This window comes from Pelosinus sp. sgz500959, from assembly GCF_042610375.1.
Classification (GTDB): domain Bacteria; phylum Bacillota; class Negativicutes; order DSM-13327; family DSM-13327; genus CTSoil-075.
On record NZ_JBGJZL010000016.1, the window covers coordinates 56,107 to 79,897 of the forward strand.

The window sequence follows — 23,791 nt, forward strand, 5'->3', positions numbered from 1 at the left end:
TAAAAACTAGGAAACCCGCGGGTGTTTCCTAGTTTTTTTATTTTGGCATGATAGTTGCAATATTAAAATAGTATAAAGTGAACGTTAAGACGATGAGCAAAGTAGTAATGAGTAATCATGACAAGGGGGTGATTTTGAACGATCGGAATGAGTCAAGATACTGAATAAAAAAAGAATAGGAAAGGGTGTTATTATGAGCTGGTTAGGTCCTACTTATAAACGCAATTTTGGTGAGGTTCAACCTCATATTCCGCTTGGTCCATTTCAGTTGAGATTGCCATTTATCCATTATCGTTTTGAAGTACCTGATTTTATTCAAGGATTATTGATGTGTGCTGTATGCTTAGGTATTATTCCAGTGTTACAAGAATATCTGGGCATGCCTTTTGAAATTGCCATTACGGTAGTTATCTTAAATGGTTTCTTTTATTTATGGCATGCTCATTTGGGAGATCCTGTTATTCCTGGCTGGATTACACCAGCAATACCATTACTGCTATTGTGGCTTAAAGCCTTCCCTGAAGGGGTGGATAGAATCCATGCTCTGATTGCATTTGAAATGGAATTAGGTATTTTTGCATTATTTTTGGGAGCAACAGGGTTAGCGAAAAAATTTGTTGATATCGTACCTGATGCTTTAAAGGCTGGTATCTTAATTGGCGCTGGGATTGCAGCTGTGAGATTGGTCTTTGAAAAAGGAGGACGTTTTGATTCTTACCCATGGACCATTACGATTGCAATTGGTTTTGCTTTTTATATTCTATTCTCCAATCATTTTAAAACCTTAAGAAATAAACACATTATTTTTAAATATTTATCTGATTTAGGTCTTATGCCAGCACTTGTTTTAGCAATCATCATTGCACCGCTGCTTGGAGAATTGCCATGGCCTACGATCACTTGGAGTATTACCATTCCTCAATTTTACACTTTATTTACCGAGTGGACTCCTTTCTCTGCAAGAATTGGATGGCCGCCTCTAAGCCTATTTGCTGATGCATTTCCTTTAGTAGCAGCAACATATGTCGTACTTTTTGGTGAGTTAATTCAAGCAGAAGCATTGATTGATGAAGCCCGTGAATTCCGTCATGGTGATGAAAACGTTCATTATGATGCAAATCGTAATAATATTATCTGTGGCATTCGCAATATTAGCATGTCGATGCTAGGTCCAGATTTGTCCATGTGCGGTCCGTTGTGGGCAGCGATGCAAGTTGTAACTTGCGAACGATATAAACATGGTCGAGAAGCCATGGATAGCTTATTTGGTGGTGTAGCATCCTTTAGGCTCGGTACATTTTGCAGTTATTTTTTAATGCCTATTGTCACTTTAGTAAAACCAATCCTGCCTATTTCTCTTTCCCTTACTATGTTAGTGCAAGGATATGTAGCCATTCGGGTAGGTGTTTTGAAAGCTCGTACTTTTAACGACCTGGGTGTGGCGGGGATTGTTGCTTCCGTATTGATTTCCCGTGGTGCTGGATTTGCATTTGCAGTAGGTGTTGTTCTCTCGATATTGATCTATGGTAAAGATTTTCTGCGCAATTGGTCGACATATGATGTCAATAAAGACCCCGTATTCAATAGTCGAATTGACTCTGAATAAGATTTTTAAATTTGAGTCATATAATAAAAATTTAATAAATATCATTTAGGAGGGTATTATTATGTCTTTTAAAACAGCTGAGCAATATGAAGAAAGTTTGCGAAAATTAAACTTTAAGGTGTACTTGCAAGGTGAATTAGTGGAAAACTGTGTAGATCATCCCATTATTAGACCATCCATGAATTCTGTGAAAATGACTTATGAATTGGCCCAAGATCCTCAATATGAAGAATTGATGACAGCGACGTCTCACCTTACGGGTAAGAAAATAAATCGTTTTTGCCATCTTCACCAAAGTGCTGATGATCTTGTAAAAAAAGTAAAGATGCAGCGTTTATTAGGTCAAAAGACAGCAGCTTGCTTTCAACGCTGTGTTGGTATGGATGCAATTAATGCGGTTGATAGTGTAACTTTCGAAATGGACAAAAAGCTCGGTACGACTTATCATGAGCGATTTACTAAATTCTTATTACAAATGCAAGAAGAAGATTGGACCGTCGATGGTGCTATGACTGATCCTAAAGGTGATCGCGGACTATCTCCAAGCAAGCAAGTTGATCCTGATTTGTTTGTTCATATTGTAGAAAAAAGAGAAGATGGTATTGTTATTTGTGGTGCAAAAGCCCATCAAACAGGTGCTATTAATTCCCATATGATCTTAGTGATGCCAACCATTGCCATGGTGAAAGAAGATGCTGATTATGCTGTTTCCTTCGTGGCACCGGCAGATGCAGAAGGAATATTCTATATTTATGGACGCCAATCTTGTGATACTCGCAAACTTGAAGGCGGAGATATTGATGTTGGTAATAAACAGTTTGGCGGTCACGAAGCGCTGATGGTATTCGATCATGTATTTATTCCATGGGAAAACGTCTTTATGTGTGGAGAGTACGAATTTAGTGGTGCCTTGGTAGAACGTTTCGCTGGATATCATCGCCAAAGTTATGGTGGCTGTAAAGTGGGTGTCGGTGATGTATTAATTGGTGCGGCAGCTTTAGCAGCTGATTATAATGGTGCAGCGCGGGCTTCTCATGTTAAGGATAAACTGATTGAAATGATGCATTTGAATGAAACATTGTATGCCTGCGGTATTGCGTGTTCTGCTGAAGGGCACAAGACGGCATCGGGTAATTATATAATTGATCTGTTACTTGCTAACGTTTGTAAACAAAATGTAACTCGTTTTCCTTATGAAATTGCTCGCCTAGCGGAAGATATTGCTGGCGGTTTAATGGTTACCATGCCATCAGAAAAAGATTTACACCATCCCGAAATTGGAAAGGTCGTCGAGAAATATTTCCGTGGTGTAAATTCTGTATCTACAGAACATCGTCTGCGCGTTTTACGCTTGATTGAAAATATCACATTAGGCACTGCGGCAGTTGGCTATCGTACAGAATCCATGCATGGAGCCGGTTCACCGCAAGCACAACGGATTATGATTGCTCGTCAAGGTAATATTGAGCAGAAAAAAGAATTGGCTAAAGTGATTGCCGGTATCTCTAAAAAATAAGGTGACATCATGATGAGTTAACGTTAAAAGTCAAGTGAGGATTATTCGATGGAAAAAATACAAGAAGTGATTGCAGAGCAGATTCGTCCAGCGCTGCATGCACATAATGGAGATATTGAATTTGTTGAAGTCACAGCTGATGGGTTTGTTAAAGTAAGACTGAGTGGGGCATGTGCAACATGCCCCGGTGCTGAGCAAACCATGTCAGAGGTTGTTGAAGGAAAATTAAGAGAAGTATACCCGAATTTGAAAGGTGTTATACCTGTATATCAGGTTAGTGATGATCTAATTCATCAAGCGTTAAAAATATTGCGGAAGGGCAAAGGATAAATGACGAACAATCGGCGAATTAGCATTCATTTTTGTGGTGGCTGTAATCCGCGGATTGATCGAGGGCAAGTCGCCGCTCAGGTAGTAACCATACTTAAGTCCAAGGATTATCAAGTTTGTTATAACTCTTTGGATGTTGATTTTGTGATTTATTTGAGCGGATGTACGGCTAATTGTTCAGTAAAAAATAAGAAGAGCAATCATCCGTCAGTTGTAGTTGCTGCAAATACACTTGATGCAATGACTATAAATGAAGAACAACTTGTCACCGAAATTGTGATGAAAGTGGGGGCTTATTTTGAATCAATGGAAAGAAAAGTATCAACATAAAATTGTATCTGCCGAGCAAGCTGTAAAGCACATACAATCTGGTCATAGAGTCGTCACTGGTCATGCTTGTGGCGAACCGCAAGTATTGATTGAAGCATTAGTGGCGAGAGCATCTGAAGTTGAAAATGTAGAAATTGTTCATATGGTCGCAATGGGACCCGCTAAATATACTCAACCAGAAATGGAAAAAAGTTTTAGGCATAACGCTCTCTTCGTAGGTGGGACAACAAGAAAAGCCGTAGAAGAAAAACGAGCAGATTTTACACCTTGTTTTTTTTCTGAAATTCCTCGGTTATTTAAGGAAAAAATATTGCCTGTTGATGTTGCTTTGATTCAGATTACTACACCTGATGAACAAGGATTTTGTAGCTATGGTGTTTCAGCGGATTACACTAAAGTTGCGGCAGAATGTGCCCAAATTGTAATTGCTCAAATCAACCAGTGTCTTCCAAGGACGGGTGGGGCTGAAATTCATTTAGATGACATTCATTTTATTGTTGAGTATGATGAGCCCCTGATTGAGCTTAGGCCACCAAAGATTGGGGACATTGAGAAAGCGATTGGAGAAAATGTGGCGGGGCTCATTCCAGATGGGGCAACGTTGCAACTAGGTATTGGTGCTATTCCGGATGCAGTACTTTTATTTTTAACTGACAAAAAAGATCTGGGAATTCATTCTGAGATGTTTTCGGATGGTGTAGTTTCCTTAGCTGAAGCTGGCGTAATTACCAATCAGAAGAAAAATATTAATCCAGGAAAATTTATGGCGACCTTTTTAATGGGTACTAAGCGGCTATATGATTTTGTGGATCATAATCCTGATGTAGAACTACAATCTGTCGACTATATTAATGATCCTTGTATTATTGGCCAGCACCACAATATGATTTCCATTAACTCAGCCCTGCAGGTAGATTTGATGGGCGAGGTGAATGCGGAGATGATCGGCAGTAAACAATTTAGCGGTGTCGGTGGTCAAGTTGATTTTATTCGTGGTGCGAGTCGATCATTAAATGGAAAATCAATTATTGCATTACCGTCTACGGCGGCGGGTGGCAAAATATCACGTATTGCCTGTGAACTAGATCGCGGAGCCGCAGTGACAACTTCTCGTAATGATGTGCATTATGTTGTAACGGAGTATGGCATAGCGGAATTACGCGGGAAAAGCTTAAGAGAACGGGCTCTTGCATTGATTGCAATTAGTCATCCAGACTTTCGCCCTATCTTAAGGAACCAGGCAAAAGAAAAAGGTCTGATCTAGATAAACTGGAGGTGTTTATCCTGCCTATTATTACTATTTTACAAGATCTTTTCTCAATGGCTAAAGGACCTTATCATCGTCATATAGGTAGGCATACGCAAAAATTTTGTAGCAAAGCTGTCAAACGTTCTAACAATGAAACACAAAAAAAGATATTTTTTGTTGCGGCGATTTGTGCAGATGAATTGATTGCGTCCTTAATTGGAGTGGATAATAAAAGACAGATTGCTCCTTTTAAAGTACGAAAATTAAAAAATAAAATTCTAAAACCACACATTACAATGGCATTGCGCATCTATATGTCGGCTCTGTTAACGTTGATTAGTGTGGAGAAAAAATTACTCTTACAACAGACTGGCATGGACGAAGATGGATTACTACAAGCCTGGTGCTGGATATTTGAATATTTGCCTTCAGATATGAAGTTGTTTGATGAAGTCATGATGCCTAGTTATCAGCAAGGTGGTATTGAACGTTTAGGTTTCCTAGTCGGTAAGGAACTTTCAAAACGGATATTTGAGGATGATCATGCTAACAGTCCTGAAGAAATAAAAATCTTACAAGATATAATGGTTGAAGATGCAGCGGTGATAATGGGTTTATTACAAATAAACAACATGGAGGCCGTATGATTAGGATTGATGAAGATGCAGTTGAGTATATCAAAAAACGTCAATCATCCCTTGTCATTGAATTGAAATTTGAACCTGCAATTGGTGGATGAGTCTGTTCAACGAAAAGCGTAACAGGTAGTTACGTACCATTTGTTTATATTGATGAATTATTAAAAATACAACAGAAAAATTATTATAATATTGAAATAAATTCGATTGATGTGTATTATCCTGTCAATCTTCGAGTGAAAGAAGGATATCCATATATCAGAATTAAGTTGAGAAAAATCATATTTCTGGAATGGCTCGAAATAGAAGGAGCAATGGCCATTGCAAATTATAATTAGGGAGTGTTGAAATGACAGAAGTTGTTATTGTGAGCGCTGTTAGAACGGCAATTGGTGCTTTTAATGGTGCATTAGCGTCACTTTCTGCCGTTGAATTAGGCAGTATTGTAATTAAAGAAGCCATTCAGCGTGCTAACATTGAAAATAGTGTGGTTGATGAAGTCATTATGGGGCATGTATTACAGGGAGGGCTGGGGCAGAATACGGCTCGTCAAGCAGCCATTAAAGCTGGAATACCTAGTGTTGTGCCTTCATTCACCATTAATAAAGTGTGTGGTTCAGGAATTAAAGCTGTCAATTTGGGAGCTCAATCGATTATTACAGGGGATGCAGATGTTGTTGTAGTTGGTGGTATGGAAAGTATGACGAATGCACCCTATTTACTCGATAGTAAGGCGAGATGGGGCTACCGGATGGGAGATGCCAAACTGACAGATACCATGGTGAAAGATGGATTGTGGTGTGCCTTTAATGATTATCATATGGGAGTTACCGCTGAAAATGTAGCAGCTCAGTATGGGATTAGCCAAGAAGCCCAAAACCAATTAGCTTTTGAATCCCAGCAAAAAGCCTGCCAAGCCATTGAAAGCGGTGCATTTAAAAAAGAAATTGTGCCAATCACCATCAAAGGTAAGAAAAATGATATTGTTTTTGATACAGATGAATTCCCTAAAGCTGGTACTACTCTTGAAAAATTGAATTCCTTAAAACCTGCCTTTCAAAAGAATGGCACTGTTACAGCTGGCAATGCGTCAGGAATTAATGATGGGGCAGCAGCCTTGGTGCTTATGTCTGCAGATAAAGCCCGTGAACTAGGAATAAAACCATTAGCGAGAATTTGCGCTTATGGTTCAGGCGGTGTTGATCCAAGTATTATGGGGATGGGGCCCGTACCAGCTACCCGCAAGGCTTTGGCAAAAGCTAATATGACCATTGAGGATATGGATCTCATTGAAGCAAATGAAGCATTTGCTGCTCAGTTTTTAGCTGTTGGTCAAGAATTAGGATTTATGAAAGAACGAGTCAATATACATGGCGGTGCCATTGCCTTAGGGCATCCTATTGGTGCTAGCGGCGCTCGTATATTAGTCACACTACTTCATGCGATGGAGGAAAAAGAAGTCAAGCGTGGTTTAGCCACCTTATGTATTGGTGGCGGGCAAGGGATCGCAATCATTGTTGAACGGATGGACGAATAATGCATATGTAATGATACTCATTGAAGAATTTAAGAAAATCAGATAGGATCATTAATCAATTGATGTTGTAGGGAGTAGTGAAAGACGATGGAAATTAAAACAGCCTTAATTATTGGTGCTGGTCAAATGGGGAGTGGAATCGCTCAAGTAATGGCCCAAGGAGGTCTCAAGGTTCAATTACGTGATATTAAGAGTGAATTTGTTCAAAAAGGGATTGCAGGTATTGAAGGAAAATTAAGTAAGGCCGTCGAAAAGGGCAAAATGACGGTTGCAGAGAAAATAGAAATCATGGGGCGCATCACTGGGACCGTTGAATTAGATGCGATGACTTGCAATGTGGATTTGGTCGTCGAAGCAGCTGTTGAAAATGCAGACATCAAAAAAACTATTTTCCAGAGTTTAGACCAATACTGCCCGGCTCATACCATACTGGCAACAAATACTTCATCCTTGCCGATTACAGCAATCGGGTCTTTTACAAAACGCCCTGATAAAGTCATTGGTATGCACTTTTTTAATCCAGCTCCTGTTATGAAGTTATTGGAAATTATCAATGGTCTAGCTACCAGTGAAGAAACTTTTATCACAATAAAAACCTTGGCTGAAAAGCTGGGAAAAACTCCAGTCAAAGTTGCGGATTATCCTGGTTTTGTAGGAAATCGGATCATGATGCTGATGATTAATGAAGCTGTATGCACATTGATGGAAGGTGTTGCTAGTGCTGAAGACATCGACACAGTAGCGAAACTTGGTTTTAATCATCCCATGGGGCCATTAGCCTTATCCGATCTGATTGGTAATGATACTGTGCTTTACATTATGGAAGTCTTATATAATGGATATGGTGATCCTAAATATCGCCCATGTCCCTTATTAAAGAAGATGGTGCAGGCCGGATATTTGGGTCGTAAATCGGGTAAGGGGTTTTATGATTATAATCAATAATGAAGTGGAGGGGAATTATGAATCAGTATACTCATCTTCTAGTTGAAAACAATGATGGAATTGCTATGATTACGCTAAATCGACCTAAGGCCTTAAATGCTTTAAATTATGATCTATTGCAAGAATTGAATCAATTATGTGAGGATATTGCACACGATGAGACAGTTAAAGTTGTGATTATTACTGGTAGCGGTGATAAAGCATTTGTTGCTGGTGCGGATATTGGCGAGATGCGTCCACTATCTGCAATGGAAGGACGCAATTGGGGACGGCTTGGACAAAGTGTCTTTTCAAAAATTGAAAATTTGCCACAACCAGTAATTGCTGCAGTGAATGGCTTTGCACTCGGTGGTGGTTGTGAATTAGCTATGGCTTGTGATATGCGAATTGCTTCAGAAAAGGCAAGATTTGGTCAACCGGAAGTAACCTTGGGGATTCTTCCTGGTTTTGGCGGTACCCAACGGTTGTCGAGACTCGTTGGTACAGGTCGTGCAAAAGAGTTAATCTTTACAGGGGATATGATTGATGCCCAAGAAGCGTATCGTATTGGTTTAGTCAACAAAGTGATAACACATGAAGAATTACTAAGCGCTGCTAAATCCTTAGCGCAGCGAATCATGTCCCGTGCTGAGACTGCAGTGACCCTTTCTAAAGTCGCAGTCAATAAGGGAATCAATATGGACCTTGAATCAGGTATTGCCTATGAAGCTGAAGTTTTTGGTTTGTGTTTTTCAACGCAAGATCAAAAAGAAGGTATGACAGCTTTTCTTGAGAAGCGTAAAGCTAATTTTATTGGAAAATAAATGATATAACTGATCAATGATAGATTCATTCATGATAAAGGACATTTCACTCAGTCATTTAAAATGGCTTGGTTAAATGTCTTTTTTTTATGTCGGAACATATAACCGCATTTCTAGTTTACATAAAATACCGATGGGCAGCCTAGAACCCCTATGGTATAATGGGCATCTGTAGCTTTTCATAGAGATGAGGTGCCATTATGCGCAATATAATGATTGAAGAAACGACTTTATTTATTGTGATATGTGGTTTAGTAATGCTGCTGATTGTATCCTCTACCATGCCTTTTAGACCACAAATGTGGGTATATCCTCTGGCACGATATATAGCATACGCAAAGGTTGACGTTGAAACACGCCATATGCCAGTATATGAAACAGATCATTTTCGAATTAAATACACTCAGTCTGATGCTGATACTGTCCATATGATTGCAGAAGCTGCAGAGAGTGCTTATGGACCTGTTACTCATGAACTCGGTTATGCTCCTCAAGGGAAAACATTGATTTTAGTGCAACCTAGCAAAAGTGAGCTTAGGCGGGCTTTCGGTTGGTCTGGTAATGAAAGCGCCATGGGTGTATATTGGGGTGGTGTCATCCAACTTTTATCACCTCATGTGTGGCTCACTAGTGGTGATTCAGTAGAAGAATTTATTCATTCAGGTCCAATGGTTCATGAATATACTCACTTAGTCTTTGATTATCTAACAAATGGGAATTATCCTCGTTGGTTCACAGAAGGACTAGCTCAGTATATGGAATACCTCGTCAATGGTTATGAATGGCAGACTAAGACCAATGCACTGAATGGAAAACTTTATACAATGACTGAATTAGATGGGGATTTTGATCATTTACCCAATCAATCGCTGGCATATCGACAATCCCTCGCAGCGGTGCGGTATATCAGTGAGGTTTATGGTGATGATGCATTGCAAGGTATCGTTGCTGATCTAAAAAATGGGCAGGGTTTACAAAAAGCAATACAAAGAAGGATAGGTCTTGATTATCCTGATTTTGAATCTTCATGGCAAAGGTGGGCTGTGATCAATATGGATCATTATACAGAAAATCATTGAGAGATATACGATGTGAGTATATCTCTCAATGATTTTTCTTGCAAAATTGGATAGAATTTATAAAAGAATGTTACACTCTAGTCATGATACTTTATTCAACTTCTAGAGGACTTAACTCGTATGTTCAGACGATGCAAGACGAACTTGTTCTAACAACTCAATAATCTGTTTGTTTTGGATAATCATGATTTCCTGATTTTTAACAATCGCATTTGATGAGGCTGTGCCTTGCTGGATCTCTTCGAGCATCAGTTTAAACATCTTTTCAACACTGGCCAAGTTTGAACGCCTCCTATTTTGTAGGGTTTGTTTTTCGTGTGTACTTTTTCTATAGTGTATGCACCATACAGGGAAAGCGTGCTTGTGCATTGTGCGATGGAGTCTGAGGTGCTACAATATTCATAATCGTTGTTATAAGAAAGGGGAATATTCTATACTATGAAGATCTTTCACGCATGTGATATTCGTGGCATTGCTGGCACAGAACTCACAAATGAGATAGCATATAAAATTGGTCAAGCGCTTGGTGTAAAATTAACAGGACAAAAAGTGGTCGTTGGTGGCGATGTTCGTTTATCAACGCCTGTACTCAAAGAAATTATCATCAAAGCACTCCTAGAGTCGGGCTGCGATGTTGTGGATATTGGCACTGTGGCGACTCCTGTGTTTTATTATGCCCTTAAGGCTACCCAAGGAACTGGCGGCGTTATGGTGACAGCATCTCATAATCCTGCACCTTATAATGGCTTTAAATTGGTACTGGGAGTCAACCCTGTAACTGAAGAGGATATTCTTGAAATAAAACAATTAGTAGAAGAGGGGGCCCAAGTATCAGGCAAAGGTACATTAACAGTGTTACCGATTATTGATGAGTATATTGCGTATACGGCAAAATTAGCGCAAAAAAGTCAATTGCGAGTAGTCGTTGATGCTGGTAATGGAGCTACCTCTGACATTGCTCCAGCATTATTTAGAACACTCGGTTATGATGTCGTTGAACTTTATTGTGAGCCTGATGGACGCTTTCCTAATCGTTCACCTAATCCAGCTCTTGCTGAAAATTTAAAAGGCCTTGGGAAAAAAGTATTGGAAAGTGGTGCTCAGTTAGGCGTAGCATTTGATGGTGATGGTGACCGGGTAGCCTTTGTTGATGAAAATGGACGGGCCGTTGATAATGATGATATTATTGTGATCGTGGCGCGATATTACTTAGAACAAAAACCAGGTACTATTATTTATGATGCCAAGTGCTCAATGGTAGCACCAGAACAAATTAGTAAAGCGGGTGGTCGCCCTATTATGGCAAGGGCGGGTCATACCTTTAGTAAGGCTGCTTTTATACAAGAGAAGGCATTATTTGCAGGAGAAATTAGCGGACATTTCTTTTTTTCCGAATTAGGATATGATGACGGCATCTTTGCAGGATTAAAAGTATGTGAATTTGTTGCAAGCCATGGTTCTTTGGCCGAACTTGTGGATGAAATTCCAAATTATATTTTAACCCCAGATATTCGTATAACCTACAAAGGTTCTGATAAGGAAGTCATTTTGGATGATGTAGCAGAAAAATTATCTCAATACAATCCAAATCGAATTGATGGTGTACGTATTGAATTTGAAGATGGCTGGGGAATGATTCGTGCTTCTGTCACTGAGCCCTTATTTACCTTGCGGTTTGAGGCAAAAACCTCTCAGCGATTAGAAGAAATTATTGAACTTTTATTGTCAGCTTTACCAGAAAATATAAAAGGGCTGGTACGCACAGCATTACCAACCCAACCTTAATTATGACTGATCAAACTTTATATAAAATGTAGTGCCTTTAGGGTTACTCAATACTTCAATTGAGGCTTTATGGCGAGCTACGATGCTATAGCAGACTGCAAGCCCCAGTCCCGTTCCATACTCTTTGGTCGTGAAAAAAGGAAGTCCTATTTTTTCCATAAATTCAGGTGGAATGCCTGAGCCCATATCTTGAATCGCCATAACGACTTGGCTATTATCCATGAAAGTCTTAATGGTGATCGTGGTATCAGGCAACATGGCTTCAAGTCCATTTTGAACGATATTGAGGATGAGTTGGCGGATTTCTTGAGCGTCGAGGAGTAAATTGGGGATGGGTTCTAACTCTAGTTTAAGAAATTTATTTGACATGGTTGCATTGGACTGGATTAAAGGCGAAATTGTATTAATAATGGAATTTAGATTCTGATGCTCGAGTTTTAGGGCCTTATTTTTAGCGAGGGACAAAAATTCACTGATAATTGCATTGGCCCGATCTAATTCTTCAATCATCAGATTAAAGCGTCCTTTGTAACCTGTAAATTCTGGCTTACGACTGAATAGTTGTAAGAAACCACGAACGGTAGTCATTGGATTTCTGACTTCATGTCCAATGCTAGCAGCCATTTCTCCAACGAGATGTAACTTATCAAGACGACTGAGTTCCTGCTGTAAGCGAGTGAGCTCGGATGTATCTCGGACAATGACTAATACCCGATCAACATCGAAATTGATGATGCGGGCTTCAAAAAAACACATGACGTTGTTTACCATTAATTGATATTCTACGATTTCCATAAGTCCTGTTTTGACAACTCGTTCAATTGCAATGATGAATTTCTGTGCTTGTTCAGGTGGCATGATTTCTGAAATATGCTTGCCTAAACGGGCTTCCAAAGATGTATATAATAATTTGGGGTCCGTTGCATGATAATCTAAGTAAACAGCCTCATTGCTGAGAAAAATCAACAAGTCAGGTAGTGCAGCCAAGAGTTGATTATTTCGTTTTTCACTGGCGCGTAAATCGACTAATGCTTTTTTTAGTCCGCTAATATTACGTATGGTGCACATTGCAGATTCGATTGAACCATCTGTGGCCAGCTCAGGAACAAGTCGAGCGTGATAATAAAAATGCTGTCCAGCATAATTGATAAATTCACCTTCAAACATGGAAGGTTGTTTTTTAATAAATATATTCTCGATATGGACTTTCCATAATTTTAGCTGATTGGTTTTAATTTTTAATTCTGTTGGTGTCTTTCCAATATAATCTTCTGCGGGTATTCCTAAGATTTCAATGGCGAGTGCATTGGCAAATAAAAATTCCATCGATTGATTAAAGCGTATAATCAGATCAGGAGAATTTTCAACTAACGTTTTAAAATCCGCTTCTTCTGGGGGAATACTTTCATTATGCTGGGTGTGGCCTATTTGGGGAGTCGTCAACTCTTTAAGTTGTTGCCGCAGTTCTGATAATTCCTCAATCAGTTGTCTTTTAGACTTATGATGATCATTCATACTATACGATGCCTCTCTTTATCCACTAAGATGAACGTAGGTTGCCTTGCCGTGCATTATTAATCAATTTCATTAATTTGACAAAAGGTCTCGAAATACCTTTATTTATGGAATTTAGAATAGAGAACATTGTTTCGAGTATAAATAAAGGAATTAGTAGTTGTCTGGACTGATGCTTGGGCTGACTATATTTACTTTGATGGTACTATGTTTTTATTTAATATGAGTTTAATAGTTAGAGTGATGATGACTTAAAGGAGATAAAGAAAATGCAAGTTCATGTTTTAGCAAGTGGTAGCACTGGAAATGCTATTTTCTTAGATTTTAACCATACAAAAATACTTGTCGATGCAGGGATCAGTACACGACGAATTAAAAATAGTCTAGCTGAACTTGGGACAAGCATTGAAGAATTAGATGGGGTGTTCATTACCCATGAACATCGGGATCATGTGAATGGGCTGGCAACTATGACAAAAAAATATAATACAGCAGTCTATGCCAGTATGAATACTTGGAGTGCTATGTACTGCCGTGATTTGATACCTGATCAGTGTTGCAAAGTACTACCAGGTAGTTTAAGGATTGGTCAGGTGCAAGTCGAGCCTTTTAGTATATCTCATGATGCGGCAGATCCCGTAGGGTTTAGGTTTTATAACGGAGATCATAAATGCAGTATCGTGACGGATCTTGGTTTTGTTACAGATACGGTTAAAAAAGCCATTGCACTCAGTGATGTATTAGTATTAGAATCAAATCATGATATTGAGATGCTGGAAAAAGGAGCCTATCCATGGCATTTAAAACGCCGTATTCTCAGTAATCGTGGTCATTTATCCAATTTTGATGCAGGATGGACTTTAGCTAGGCTGGAGAGAAAACCCAGCATGCAAGTATTTTTAGCCCATATGAGTCAACAAAATAATGATCCAGATCTAGCGATGGAGACGGTAAGTTCTATTTTAACCCAGCAAGGTTGTAAATTGGGTTCAGAAATTGAGTTATATCGAACGTATCCTGATCGTATTGTAAGTAGTAATCTTTAAGGGAGGCAGAATCATGTATAAAAAATTTGCACCTTTATTTATCATTGCTGTCATTGGAGCACTAATCGGCGGGAGTTTAGTCCTTGGTTATGGAGAAAAATTTGTATCAAAAAATATACCGCAAAGCAATGTAACACCTGCGCAAAATTTATTGCAGGCACCAGTTGCTCAAGCACAGGTGTCGGATGCACGCAATACTCCAATTGTTAGAGCTGCGCAAGCGGTTGGACCTGCTGTTGTAGGGATTACCAATAAAGCCTATGCACGTAATAGTTTTAATAAGAAGGTCCTAGTAGAACAAGGCACAGGGTCAGGGGTTATTTTTGATAGCAAAGGTTATATCGCTACGAATAACCACGTAGTAGAAAATGCTCAGGAAATATTAGTGTCCTTATCTGATGGGCGAGTGCTCAATGGTCGGGTTCTAGGAGCTGATCCAGCTACAGATTTAGCAGTGGTTAAAGTCGATACTGTTGATTTGCCCGCAGCAACATTTGGTGACTCTGATAGTTTGCTCGTGGGTGAACCAGCCATCGCTATCGGTAATCCTCTTGGTTTAGAATTTAAGGGCAGTGTGACTGCTGGTGTGATTAGTGCTCTTAATCGTTCTCTTGAAATTGGTGAACGAAAGTTCAAACTCATTCAAACGGATGCCGCCATCAATCCAGGAAATTCTGGTGGGGCATTAGTCAATGCTGATGGTGTAGTCGTTGGTATTAACAGTGCAAAAATATCCATTGCTGGCGTAGAAGGGATTGGTTTTTCCATTCCTATTAATACAGCTAGGCCTATTTTACAATCTCTCATTGAGAAAGGTCGTGTTGTAAGGGCCTATTTGGGCGTTGGTGTTATGGATCACAATACGGCTGCCACATATGGGTATGAATTAAAATTAGATAAAGGTGTCTACGTGATCAAAGTAGGATCAAATGGTCCGGCAGGTAAAGCTGGCCTACGGGAAGGGGATATTATTTTAAAAGTGGCAGGTATAGAGATTAATAGTGTAGCAGATCTAAGAGGAGCAGTGGATGCTCAAGCTGTGGGTGGAAAAGTCGATGTTCTCATTGTTCGGGGTGGTAATCAGCAAACTATTAGTGTACTCTTAGAAGAAATGCCGAGCCAGCAATAGATGAATATTAAAATTGTTGCTGTTGGAAGAATCAAAGAGAAATATCTAAGCCTAGGCATTGCTGAATTTGTCAAGCGCCTAACCCCCTATTGCCGTCTATCTATTATTGAAGTTGATGAAGAACGTATGCCCGAAAATCCTTCTGATGCTGAAAAAACCAAAGTCTTGATTAAAGAAGGCGAACGAATGATGAAACACATGAAGGATGGTACGCACCTCATTGTCCTTGATGTGATTGGTAAGCTGGCTTCCTCCGAAGAACTTGCCGAAAAAATGAGTAGCCTCGGACTTCGCGGCAAAAGTGACATCACCTTCGCCATCGGCGGTGCCTTCGGTTTATCTCCCGAGTTAATTAAAGCCGCTGATGAACGATTGTCCTTTTCTAAGATGACCTTTACTCATCAGATGATACGCTTACTGCTTGTGGAGCAGGTGTATCGGGGGTTTAAGATTAATCGGGGGGAACCGTATCACCTCTAACGGCGAAAAGTGCTTTGAGGCCTTATAGAATATGAGGTAGGAGGCTTCTGTGGATACTGTTGATAATGTGGATAAATTAAAATGACGGTGGTTTTAGTAAAATATAGGGGATTTTCTGCCTATTATTATAGTCCTCTAACATTGGAATTTTGTAAGCCCAAGTGAGTTTTTAATGCTCGCTTGGGCTTAATCAATTTAATAAGTTTGGAAATGAAGAAAAATTAAATGTTTTTGATGCGTGTATTACCTGGGGACAGGTGAATGAGAAATATAATAAACCTCTTTATATGCGCGCAGATGAATAATGTGCTCGCCGCACCGTAATATTCACGCAGACATGTTGTACAAAAAATAAAGAGATTTTCGAGTGTAAGGACAGCTAGATTCATTTAACCTGAAAAATTGGCCGTCAGAGATGATACGTGAAGGTCATCATCCATAACACTCTAACAGCGAAATGTTTTGTCGAGATTTGATAAATCTGGCAGGAAAAACAATCCAGTACAACGAAATGAAGAACTATAGTTCCTTTTTGGATAATTATGGTTTTATTCTAGTTGATGCGGGAATGGAGTGAAATTATGGCGGTATATGACCGAGAAAAACTTATAAGGAAGTTTGGAATGAACCTGTAACTTATAGCATCCAAGCGGTATGGAATATCCAATGTTGCATTGAAAAAAATGTGCACAAAAACCAAAAGTTCCAACACCAGGTGTAGGGCATTGGCAAAAAGTAAAAGCCGGGGTCAAAACTAACAGTCCTTCGTTGCCCAAATACGATGGGGCATCAGTAATGGATATGATAGGATGTTTTATAGCATGGGGGTATAAAAATGTCATGGTTATTAAATAAGCCACCTAAGTTTTATTTTTTTCTATATTTAGGGTCGATTTTTATATTTGCAATTTTTTATTCTCTTTTTAAGTTGCAGTTTTATCATTCAGCGCTAAAGCATGAACCTCAATTGGTAGAATATAGTGAGCAAGTCGCAAAGGCTATTACTAAAGATATAATTAAGAATTATAAAGAAGGGATCCCTTTAATCAACATACCAGGAGCTACTAATAAAGAAAGAATAGATTGGAACGAGAGATATTTTTCGAATCTTTCCGCAATCCATATTGCATATGTAAAATGTACAGATGATGGGGATATTGCCTTGTGTCTTGCGGGTGAGCTTCATGATGTTGAAACGAAGACGGTACATATATTTATCTCAAATTTAGTAATAACTCCACCACTTATACGTCAAGGACAAGATGATAAAGAGACAGAAGTTATTCAACTAATTAATAAATTTATACCATTTGCTTATGAATATAATCCTTTGATTGACAGCATTGGATATAAGATTATCAGAGCTGTAAGTAAGTTTATCCCATACGACCTTCATTTGGCGGATTACTATAGAAATGGAATTTGTTCTGTTTTGTTAAAAGTTGAAAAACAAGATAGTTGGCCACCTGGATTTTCGCCCGATGATATATTAATACTTTTTCATGGTAACAGATTTATTTTAAATGTAGAAGTTGCTGAGCAACTTTCGGAACTAGTTCAAAGCTATCGAGGAAGACCTAATAATACAACAGACAATTTTTTGAGAATGCTCTATCTCAGTGCTATCACGATTACAACTGTTGGCTATGGTGATATTGTTCCAGTTACTAACTGGACAAGAGGATTGGTTGCAGTAGAAGCGGTTTGGGGAATTATCATTATTGGGCTATTTTTAAATAGTTTGGCCGATAAGATTAGACTACAAAATCACAATAAATAAGACTTGTAAATAGATAAACATTTAAGGTTTATTTAAATAGTATTAGTGTGTTGAGCCCTACTTGATTTTCTCGGCACCATTGCTCAGCGGATTCTCCACTGGTTTGAAATGATTTCAATGGCCTTTCTTTCTATGCAGTCGTATAGCTGCGCCGTAGTTTCATTTTATTTTCCCCATCTACTCAACACCTCCTGCTACAATTATCTCTGTTTCGCAGTGGGGCACTAGGTGGGGATAGCTGGACGCTTACGAATATATGGAGATAGGATGGTGAATGTGGATGCATACGGACGAAGGATTATTTAAAATATTAGATAAAATTGATACTTCTAATCCTTATGATACATTTAATCAGCTTTATGATAAATCAGATGATTATAGAATAATGCAAAAGATTTTAAATGAAGTTAAAAAGTATGATGTATTTAATTTTATTGCAAGAGTATCTGCTTTAAATCTTGTGCCTGAAAATCAGAATAAAAGTATTCTATGTGATGCGCTTATTGCATCTCTTCTTACATTAAAGAGAAACGAATATACTTCGGCTAATAAGATGAGTAGTGGCAAGTTTCGTAGAATTATTAATCAAATTGATAATATCAATTTAAAAATAAGTTTGGATCCTGCAGAAAACGCTTTTATTGAGAATGTAATGTTTTATAATAATTATTTTATTTTTTCGGGGATTACTTATCTACCAGGATATTGTCTTCAGATGATGATCAATACTCTATTTCTACATGAAAATAATTTTGATGTAGAATTTTTAAAGACAGTTTCAAAATTGCTTAAGTTAGTACTTACAGTATCGAATGTAGCAGCAACAGAGTTGGGATACAAATTGGAAAATCTAAAAAAGCTAGAGGTAAGTCATATAGTAATTCCTAGTAGTAATAAATTGGAGTATATGACTAAACTTATAACTGTTGATAATGATTACATTCAAGATTTAGTTAAAGATGATTCTATAATTGAAGATCTATATTCTGAGTTTGGGTTTGGAGATATAGAAACAGCTTTAAATGCCGAACAACAGAATTTCTTTGTAAAACCATTTATTAAAACAGAAGACAATAAAACTATAATTCTTAATATATCTATTTTATCATCATTTATATTACATAAGATTATCTGGTTGTCGGACAAGCATGGATATAAGGAAAGACTTATTAACGCATATAATGTGTCAGTCTGGAAAGATTGTCGCAGGTCGTTAGGAGTGTTGGGACATAAAAAAATAAAAGAGAAAAAATTGGAAATTGATTTACTAGAACGTAATGATTATAAAGAGGTATTACTTAATGTGTGTAATAATCAAATTATGATTATTACGTGCATATGTGATGATGGAAAACATTATTCGGAAGACACAATTTTTGACAGGTATCCATCTGATCATTTTAGTGATCTTGTAGAAAAAAGAGTATCGTATTTTCATAAAATTTTATCTCAGCAAAATATAAAGTATGAAGATATTTTCCATATTATTATAATTAACTCGTTTGGCAGAGGAATAGTAGCGGGTATGAATAAAAAATATTATTATAGACCGCTTGCATTGAACCCGTATGATTTACGATGCATTGCAATTAATGAAAAATCAGATGCAGTATTTTTGCCAAGATATATTAGAGCTAGGAGTAAATTGTATAGTGGGGTTTCTAATTTATTTAGTGAATTAAATAGTATTGAGATATACGTTAATAACCGGTATTCGTTCTATTTAGATGATGATTTTAACCCGCAAAATAGTATGTTGTATATTGCCCCTGGAGATTCAATTGACTATATCATTAGAGCTATTCATAAGGAAAAAAGGCACTTGGTTGAATCATATAAAGAGGGCTACTTGACAGAAGTTGTATTAAATGATGAAGCAAGAAATATATTTACAAATTTAGTGTTTGATGCCCCTAGAGCTTCATTGTTAGTAGAATTTTCTAACGTGAGTATTTGGATATATTCATCAGAGATAGCAGAAGTTGAAAGTTTAAACTTCTATTTCTCAATTGTTGATGCAATATCATATTGGCTTGGAGAATGTAAGGATATTATAGAACGTTATAATTTTGCATTTAATGTGATTAATTTGCAGATAAAGTTAACTGGTGATTCAAAGGAATATTATTATGCAATAGAAGAAGCAATAAATTGGAAGGATGGAATAAGCTTTGAAACTAGCGAGAATAATGTTATCTTATATTGGATTCCAGAGAATTTTAGAGCTTTAAATTGTAAAGATAATAGCATTGAGAAGCAAATGATGGAATCGATACTTAATATATTGGAAAAATTAACGATTGAGGCAACTATAGAGGAAAAGCAGCTAAAAAATATCTTTGCAAATCCATTGAAAAAGAAATTTTTTGCACTTGACTATATTAATAATCCATATTTGAAACCGTTATCTGATCGAAAGTTTCGTAAAATAAAATCAGAAGATGAGAATGAGTTGTTGGATGATATCGGGAGTGTAGTTCTGGCTTCTGGCAAGTGGTCATATGGAATCGTTAAAGATGAAGAGAAATCAGATTTAGCAAATTATGTAGTAAAATATTTATATGAATTACTTCAAAAGCAAGTAAGTGAATTACAACCAGATTATTTGGTTGAATTGGTATGTGCTGATTTGGAAAAAGTCATGTATAATTTAATGCTTGTACAGAGTCGGTATGCATATGATGTGGCATGCTATCCTGAAAAACAGGACAAAATGTTTGATGATTTTAATGAACTGAATAAGATGTCGAGGGCTTTGAAGTTTTTAGCTGAATATATTGCAGCATGTCCACCGGATGGAACGCAAATATTGGGAGAATGGCAATATGAAAGGCTATTAGCCATTTGTTCTTTAATAATTGATTGGGCATATAAAAATGATTTGTTTTACTATAAAATATTCAATACACCGATTGAAATATTAAAATCTGATAGAGTTGGAATGAAGCAAGATGAGTTCAACAAGTTACAGAAAATTAATATTAAAGCACGTGAAGTGCAACTACACTATAATTCGACGTCTGACTTTAGAGAAAAATTACCACGTGAAGAGTTTCCTAATATTGAAGAAGAATTAAATAGTGCATTTTTAGATGAATATGCATTTTCATTTGATGACTTTTGCAATAGTATTTTTGGAATGATTTCATATGGTAACGAGAATGATAATGAAGTTAAAAAAGCGGATAAAAGTAATTTAATTCTTTGGATTGTGGAGAACAATACAAGTTTAAATAGCGATAAAGTAGAAAAAGTAATTCAGTATATTTCCTTGGCTAAGCGAGAAAAATTTTTAATACCAGGACGACCATATAGATCAGAAGATGTTTATCCATGGCGTTTTAATAGAGAATTGTCTTTTACAAGGCGTCCGCTTATTATAAGAAAACATGAGGTAATATGGGGGAACAGACAGTTATTTCATATGCTGAAGTTTACTATAGACTTAATTTATGAAGGAAAATTAAAAACAAGAGGAAAGAAACTTACTGCATTAATTGGTAAAATTAGCAATAAGCGTGGAGATGATTTTAATAATCAAGTATATAGTAAAATTAATGGAATAGGCGATTTTATCGTTGGTAAAAATTTAAAGAAGATCAATCATAAGAATATAGCTGATGAAAATGGAAATACATTAGGTGATATAGATGTCTTATATATTATTCCAGAGCGAAAGCGAATAGTTTTGGCGGAAGTTAAGGATTTTAATTTTTCTAAAAGTCCTTATGAAATGGATTGTGAATATCAAAAAATGTTTGTAGATAAGGGTGAAAAAAAGTGCTTTGCGACAAAACATAGAAGACGTGCTTCATGGATTAATAAACACCTTGAAGATTTTAAAATACAATATGGATTAGTAGGAGATGGCTGGACCATTAAAGATATTTTTATTGTTAATGAGGCGATTATTAGCAATGCATTTTACAATGCTGGGGCGACTATTATTACGTATGGTGAAATATCAAAAGAAAGATTGCAAAGGGTATGATTATCAGCATCATTGTTTGTGTAAAACTTTGAGTTAATGACTAAGCAATAGATGATGTAGTTAAAGGGGGACAGTTAGGTACGATCCTACCTAAAATTTTCCCGATGAAATGACATAGTTAAAAGTAATTGAAGAACTTCGGACAGAATTGATATTATACTCTAAAGATAAGAGGACAAGAAGACGGTTCATTCAGAGTTCATCTTCGTAGTGCTCAGTGATCAAATTAGTATGGAGAAAAATGGTGAGAAAAATGATTAAATATACTTTTAAGTTTAGAGATAGCTCATTAGTAGTTGAATTAAATTGCAATATAAAAATAGCTGTTGGTGACGTAGTTAACATTGTAGTTAATTCCAAGGATCAATTATTAAAAGTGGATATGACTTCATACGATAATAAAAGATATGATCAATGTGTGGTGGCAGAATATTATTGGCAAACAAAAGTTGTAGAGTTGAGACAGAGAGTAGTATATGAACCTCATGTAAATTTGGTTTACAAACCAATCAAAGAATATGTATCAAAAGATTTCGTTGAAAATACTTTGAGAAAAGTAGCATTAGAATTTAAAATGCGTGCTTTGTATATTGAAGGAGATTACTGCAAAAGTAATATGGGAAGAATCGTTGCAGTTGCGGAAAGATTGGAGTTAGTTGCTCGTATGAATAAAAAGGAAGTTGCTATGAATTTGGGATTCCAACAAGAAGCTCTCTGTATATATCTTTTGCTTACATGTTTTGATTTGCTTGGACAACCAGATGATTGGTTAACGTTTGAATCTTGGCTAAGTTCTTCAAATAAGGAACATGAGCGCATGGAAGCTTTAAGGAAAATTAAAAGTAGTGATATTATCGAAGGCAGTAAATTACTATATTTAGAATATCAGAAGATTTATGGTGTTAAAAATGCATTTTTTAGATTTATAAGAGAGGTTTTGTCGGATGATATGAGGTATGAATTGTTAGATAGTATTAGAATAGTAATAACTAGTAGAGGGAATGAGTCTAGTAAGTCAATTAAAACTCTTGGTACATTGAGAGAAAAGGAAGAATATTTATTTGCGATTCGCAATAATTACACTCACAAAGCTTCTTTTTTAGAAGGGAATACTGGTAAAATACCTCCAGGGATAGAACATGATGCATTTAGGCAGCGAGAATTTATAAATATTAATCAAACTAAGCGTAGGCTTATATATTGCCAGTTTTGGCCTAATATCATCGAGTCGATTGTTCAAAGAGGGCTGGTTAGATACTTGCAAGATATCGATAGCAAAGTGCAAAAGACTGAATGGCTTCCTTCAATTGTAAAACCAGATAGATATTTAAGGTTTGGTGAATCATGGGGGGCAGCGTACTCATCTGCTAATCTTATTAATGAAGTCTATCCATCTGTAAGAGTATAATTTGGAAACCTTGCAGGATGAAAAAAATATTGGGTAGATAGGAATAGCAAATATAAATGTATAGAATTAGTAAATGATAGATAAGCAAGATTACTAAAATGTTAAATTTTGAAAATATGGAATTTCCTCACGAACAGAGAAAGACAGGTTGATTGTTAAAGAAAGATAAACCGCGAGATATAGTGTTAGTTGCGAAGATATGATATTAAATATTGATGCAAAATATATGGAACGGAATTTCGCCGTTGCATATGATACGGGGAACCGTATCATCTCTAACTGTGTAAGAAACCCTTGGATCGGTTACACTAAAATAGACAGTTTTCTTAAGGGATAGTAAACTAAAAACAAAAAGGACGGAGAGATTACTATGCTTCCAAGAAAACGTAGAGAATTTACTGATGAATTCAAAAACCAAATGGTACAACTATACTTGAATGGCAAACCGCCATCAGAAATCGTTCGGGAATATGATTTAACGAAAAGCGCATTTGAGCGCTGGGTAAAACAGAGGCAAACAAGTGGATCATTTCGTGAAACAGATAATCGCAGTGATGAAGATAATGAACTGATCAAGTTGCGTAAAGAAGTTCAGCAACTGCGAATGGAAAATGACATTCTAAA

The 23,791-nt window shown here is 37.1% G+C and carries 20 protein-coding genes; 18 read left to right on the forward strand and 2 right to left on the reverse strand.

Going from position 1 to position 23,791, the window contains the following annotated elements:
* The first annotated feature begins 193 nt into the window (after positions 1–193).
* The 10 genes from ACAN52_RS19195 to ACAN52_RS19240 all read left to right on the forward strand — a co-directional run bounded on the left by ACAN52_RS19195 (position 194) and on the right by ACAN52_RS19240 (position 10,033).
* Positions 194–1,606, forward strand: coding sequence for a hypothetical protein (locus tag ACAN52_RS19195; RefSeq protein ID WP_378956583.1), 1,413 nt, complete (start codon positions 194–196; stop codon positions 1,604–1,606).
* 61 nt (positions 1,607–1,667) lie between these two features.
* Positions 1,668–3,122, forward strand: a complete 1,455-nt coding sequence (locus tag ACAN52_RS19200) for a 4-hydroxyphenylacetate 3-hydroxylase family protein (protein ID WP_378956584.1) — start codon at positions 1,668–1,670, stop codon at positions 3,120–3,122.
* A 48-nt stretch (positions 3,123–3,170) separates the two neighbouring features.
* Entirely contained in the window at positions 3,171–3,452 is a 282-nt protein-coding gene (locus tag ACAN52_RS19205) for a NifU family protein (RefSeq protein WP_378956585.1), read from the forward strand.
* On the forward strand, positions 3,453–3,782 hold the full coding sequence (locus ACAN52_RS19210) for a hypothetical protein (RefSeq protein ID WP_378956586.1): 330 nt from the start codon (positions 3,453–3,455) through the stop codon (positions 3,780–3,782). It abuts the gene before it with no gap.
* Positions 3,751–5,046, forward strand: coding sequence for an acetyl-CoA hydrolase/transferase family protein (locus ACAN52_RS19215; protein ID WP_378956588.1), 1,296 nt, complete (start codon positions 3,751–3,753; stop codon positions 5,044–5,046). Before ACAN52_RS19210 ends, ACAN52_RS19215 begins: the two co-directional genes overlap by 32 nt.
* Before the next feature lie 56 nt (positions 5,047–5,102).
* Positions 5,103–5,678 carry a hypothetical protein gene (locus ACAN52_RS19220; RefSeq protein ID WP_378956589.1) on the forward strand — a complete coding sequence of 192 codons (576 nt, stop codon included), beginning with the start codon at positions 5,103–5,105 and terminating at the stop codon, positions 5,676–5,678.
* A gap of 340 nt (positions 5,679–6,018) precedes the next feature.
* Complete coding sequence (locus ACAN52_RS19225; protein ID WP_378956590.1) at positions 6,019–7,206, forward strand: acetyl-CoA C-acetyltransferase; 1,188 nt, start codon at positions 6,019–6,021, stop codon at positions 7,204–7,206.
* 87 nt (positions 7,207–7,293) lie between these two features.
* Positions 7,294–8,151 (forward strand): 3-hydroxybutyryl-CoA dehydrogenase, encoded by an 858-nt coding sequence (locus ACAN52_RS19230; protein ID WP_378956591.1) that lies wholly within the window; start codon positions 7,294–7,296, stop codon positions 8,149–8,151.
* A gap of 17 nt (positions 8,152–8,168) precedes the next feature.
* A complete protein-coding gene (locus tag ACAN52_RS19235; RefSeq protein ID WP_378956592.1) occupies positions 8,169–8,954 on the forward strand; it encodes a short-chain-enoyl-CoA hydratase in 786 nt (261 codons plus the stop codon).
* A gap of 200 nt (positions 8,955–9,154) precedes the next feature.
* Positions 9,155–10,033, forward strand: a complete 879-nt coding sequence (locus ACAN52_RS19240; RefSeq protein ID WP_378956593.1) for a peptidase MA family metallohydrolase — start codon at positions 9,155–9,157, stop codon at positions 10,031–10,033.
* A gap of 111 nt (positions 10,034–10,144) precedes the next feature.
* On the opposite strand, the gene ACAN52_RS19245 is transcribed toward ACAN52_RS19240, so the two are convergent.
* Positions 10,145–10,312 (reverse strand): hypothetical protein, encoded by a 168-nt coding sequence (locus ACAN52_RS19245; RefSeq protein WP_378956594.1) that lies wholly within the window; start codon positions 10,310–10,312, stop codon positions 10,145–10,147.
* 159 nt (positions 10,313–10,471) lie between these two features.
* On the opposite strand from ACAN52_RS19245, the gene ACAN52_RS19250 reads away from it, so the two are divergent.
* The gene (locus ACAN52_RS19250; RefSeq protein ID WP_378956596.1) at positions 10,472–11,818 is read left to right on the forward strand and encodes a phosphomannomutase/phosphoglucomutase; all 1,347 of its coding nucleotides are present in this window, start codon (positions 10,472–10,474) and stop codon (positions 11,816–11,818) included.
* Here ACAN52_RS19250 and ACAN52_RS19255 read toward each other — a convergent pair whose 3' ends face one another.
* Positions 11,819–13,333 (reverse strand): ATP-binding protein, encoded by a 1,515-nt coding sequence (locus tag ACAN52_RS19255; protein WP_378956597.1) that lies wholly within the window; start codon positions 13,331–13,333, stop codon positions 11,819–11,821.
* A 269-nt stretch (positions 13,334–13,602) separates the two neighbouring features.
* On the opposite strand from ACAN52_RS19255, the gene ACAN52_RS19260 reads away from it, so the two are divergent.
* From ACAN52_RS19260 to ACAN52_RS19290, 7 genes are all read left to right on the forward strand, one after another.
* Positions 13,603–14,379, forward strand: a complete 777-nt coding sequence (locus tag ACAN52_RS19260; protein ID WP_378956598.1) for an MBL fold metallo-hydrolase — start codon at positions 13,603–13,605, stop codon at positions 14,377–14,379.
* Between the two features lie 13 nt (positions 14,380–14,392).
* A complete protein-coding gene (locus tag ACAN52_RS19265) occupies positions 14,393–15,508 on the forward strand; it encodes a S1C family serine protease (protein WP_378956599.1) in 1,116 nt (371 codons plus the stop codon).
* Positions 15,509–15,988, forward strand: coding sequence for a 23S rRNA (pseudouridine(1915)-N(3))-methyltransferase RlmH (rlmH, locus tag ACAN52_RS19270; protein ID WP_378956600.1), 480 nt, complete (start codon positions 15,509–15,511; stop codon positions 15,986–15,988). It abuts the gene before it with no gap.
* 835 nt (positions 15,989–16,823) lie between these two features.
* On the forward strand, positions 16,824–17,768 hold the full coding sequence (locus ACAN52_RS19275; RefSeq protein WP_378956601.1) for a potassium channel family protein: 945 nt from the start codon (positions 16,824–16,826) through the stop codon (positions 17,766–17,768).
* Between the two features lie 274 nt (positions 17,769–18,042).
* On the forward strand, positions 18,043–21,759 hold the full coding sequence (locus ACAN52_RS19280; RefSeq protein WP_378956602.1) for a hypothetical protein: 3,717 nt from the start codon (positions 18,043–18,045) through the stop codon (positions 21,757–21,759).
* Positions 21,760–22,000: 241 nt separating this feature from the next.
* Positions 22,001–23,167 carry a hypothetical protein gene (locus tag ACAN52_RS19285; protein ID WP_378956603.1) on the forward strand — a complete coding sequence of 389 codons (1,167 nt, stop codon included), beginning with the start codon at positions 22,001–22,003 and terminating at the stop codon, positions 23,165–23,167.
* 370 nt (positions 23,168–23,537) lie between these two features.
* Positions 23,538–23,791, forward strand: a 254-nt coding sequence (locus ACAN52_RS19290; RefSeq protein ID WP_378956604.1) for a transposase, incomplete at its 3' end; no start/stop codon positions are given.

What these genes read in the sequence shown, in the direction of transcription:
- ACAN52_RS19205 (WP_378956585.1), top strand. Translation starts at nt 3,171, where the DNA reads ATGGAAAAAATACAAGAAGTGATTGCAGAGCAGATTCGTCCAGCGCTG.
- ACAN52_RS19280 (WP_378956602.1), top strand. Translation starts at nt 18,043, where the DNA reads ATGTGGATGCATACGGACGAAGGATTATTTAAAATATTAGATAAAATT.
- ACAN52_RS19220 (WP_378956589.1), top strand. Translation starts at nt 5,103, where the DNA reads ATGGCTAAAGGACCTTATCATCGTCATATAGGTAGGCATACGCAAAAA.
- ACAN52_RS19265 (WP_378956599.1), top strand. Translation starts at nt 14,393, where the DNA reads ATGTATAAAAAATTTGCACCTTTATTTATCATTGCTGTCATTGGAGCA.
- ACAN52_RS19285 (WP_378956603.1), top strand. Translation starts at nt 22,001, where the DNA reads ATGGTGAGAAAAATGATTAAATATACTTTTAAGTTTAGAGATAGCTCA.
- ACAN52_RS19200 (WP_378956584.1), top strand. Translation starts at nt 1,668, where the DNA reads ATGTCTTTTAAAACAGCTGAGCAATATGAAGAAAGTTTGCGAAAATTA.
- ACAN52_RS19210 (WP_378956586.1), top strand. Translation starts at nt 3,453, where the DNA reads ATGACGAACAATCGGCGAATTAGCATTCATTTTTGTGGTGGCTGTAAT.
- ACAN52_RS19225 (WP_378956590.1), top strand. Translation starts at nt 6,019, where the DNA reads ATGACAGAAGTTGTTATTGTGAGCGCTGTTAGAACGGCAATTGGTGCT.
- ACAN52_RS19230 (WP_378956591.1), top strand. Translation starts at nt 7,294, where the DNA reads ATGGAAATTAAAACAGCCTTAATTATTGGTGCTGGTCAAATGGGGAGT.
- ACAN52_RS19260 (WP_378956598.1), top strand. Translation starts at nt 13,603, where the DNA reads ATGCAAGTTCATGTTTTAGCAAGTGGTAGCACTGGAAATGCTATTTTC.
- ACAN52_RS19235 (WP_378956592.1), top strand. Translation starts at nt 8,169, where the DNA reads ATGAATCAGTATACTCATCTTCTAGTTGAAAACAATGATGGAATTGCT.
- ACAN52_RS19195 (WP_378956583.1), top strand. Translation starts at nt 194, where the DNA reads ATGAGCTGGTTAGGTCCTACTTATAAACGCAATTTTGGTGAGGTTCAA.
- ACAN52_RS19250 (WP_378956596.1), top strand. Translation starts at nt 10,472, where the DNA reads ATGAAGATCTTTCACGCATGTGATATTCGTGGCATTGCTGGCACAGAA.
- ACAN52_RS19255 (WP_378956597.1), bottom strand. Translation starts at nt 13,333, where the DNA reads ATGAATGATCATCATAAGTCTAAAAGACAACTGATTGAGGAATTATCA.
- rlmH (WP_378956600.1), top strand. Translation starts at nt 15,509, where the DNA reads ATGAATATTAAAATTGTTGCTGTTGGAAGAATCAAAGAGAAATATCTA.
- ACAN52_RS19275 (WP_378956601.1), top strand. Translation starts at nt 16,824, where the DNA reads ATGTCATGGTTATTAAATAAGCCACCTAAGTTTTATTTTTTTCTATAT.
- ACAN52_RS19240 (WP_378956593.1), top strand. Translation starts at nt 9,155, where the DNA reads ATGCGCAATATAATGATTGAAGAAACGACTTTATTTATTGTGATATGT.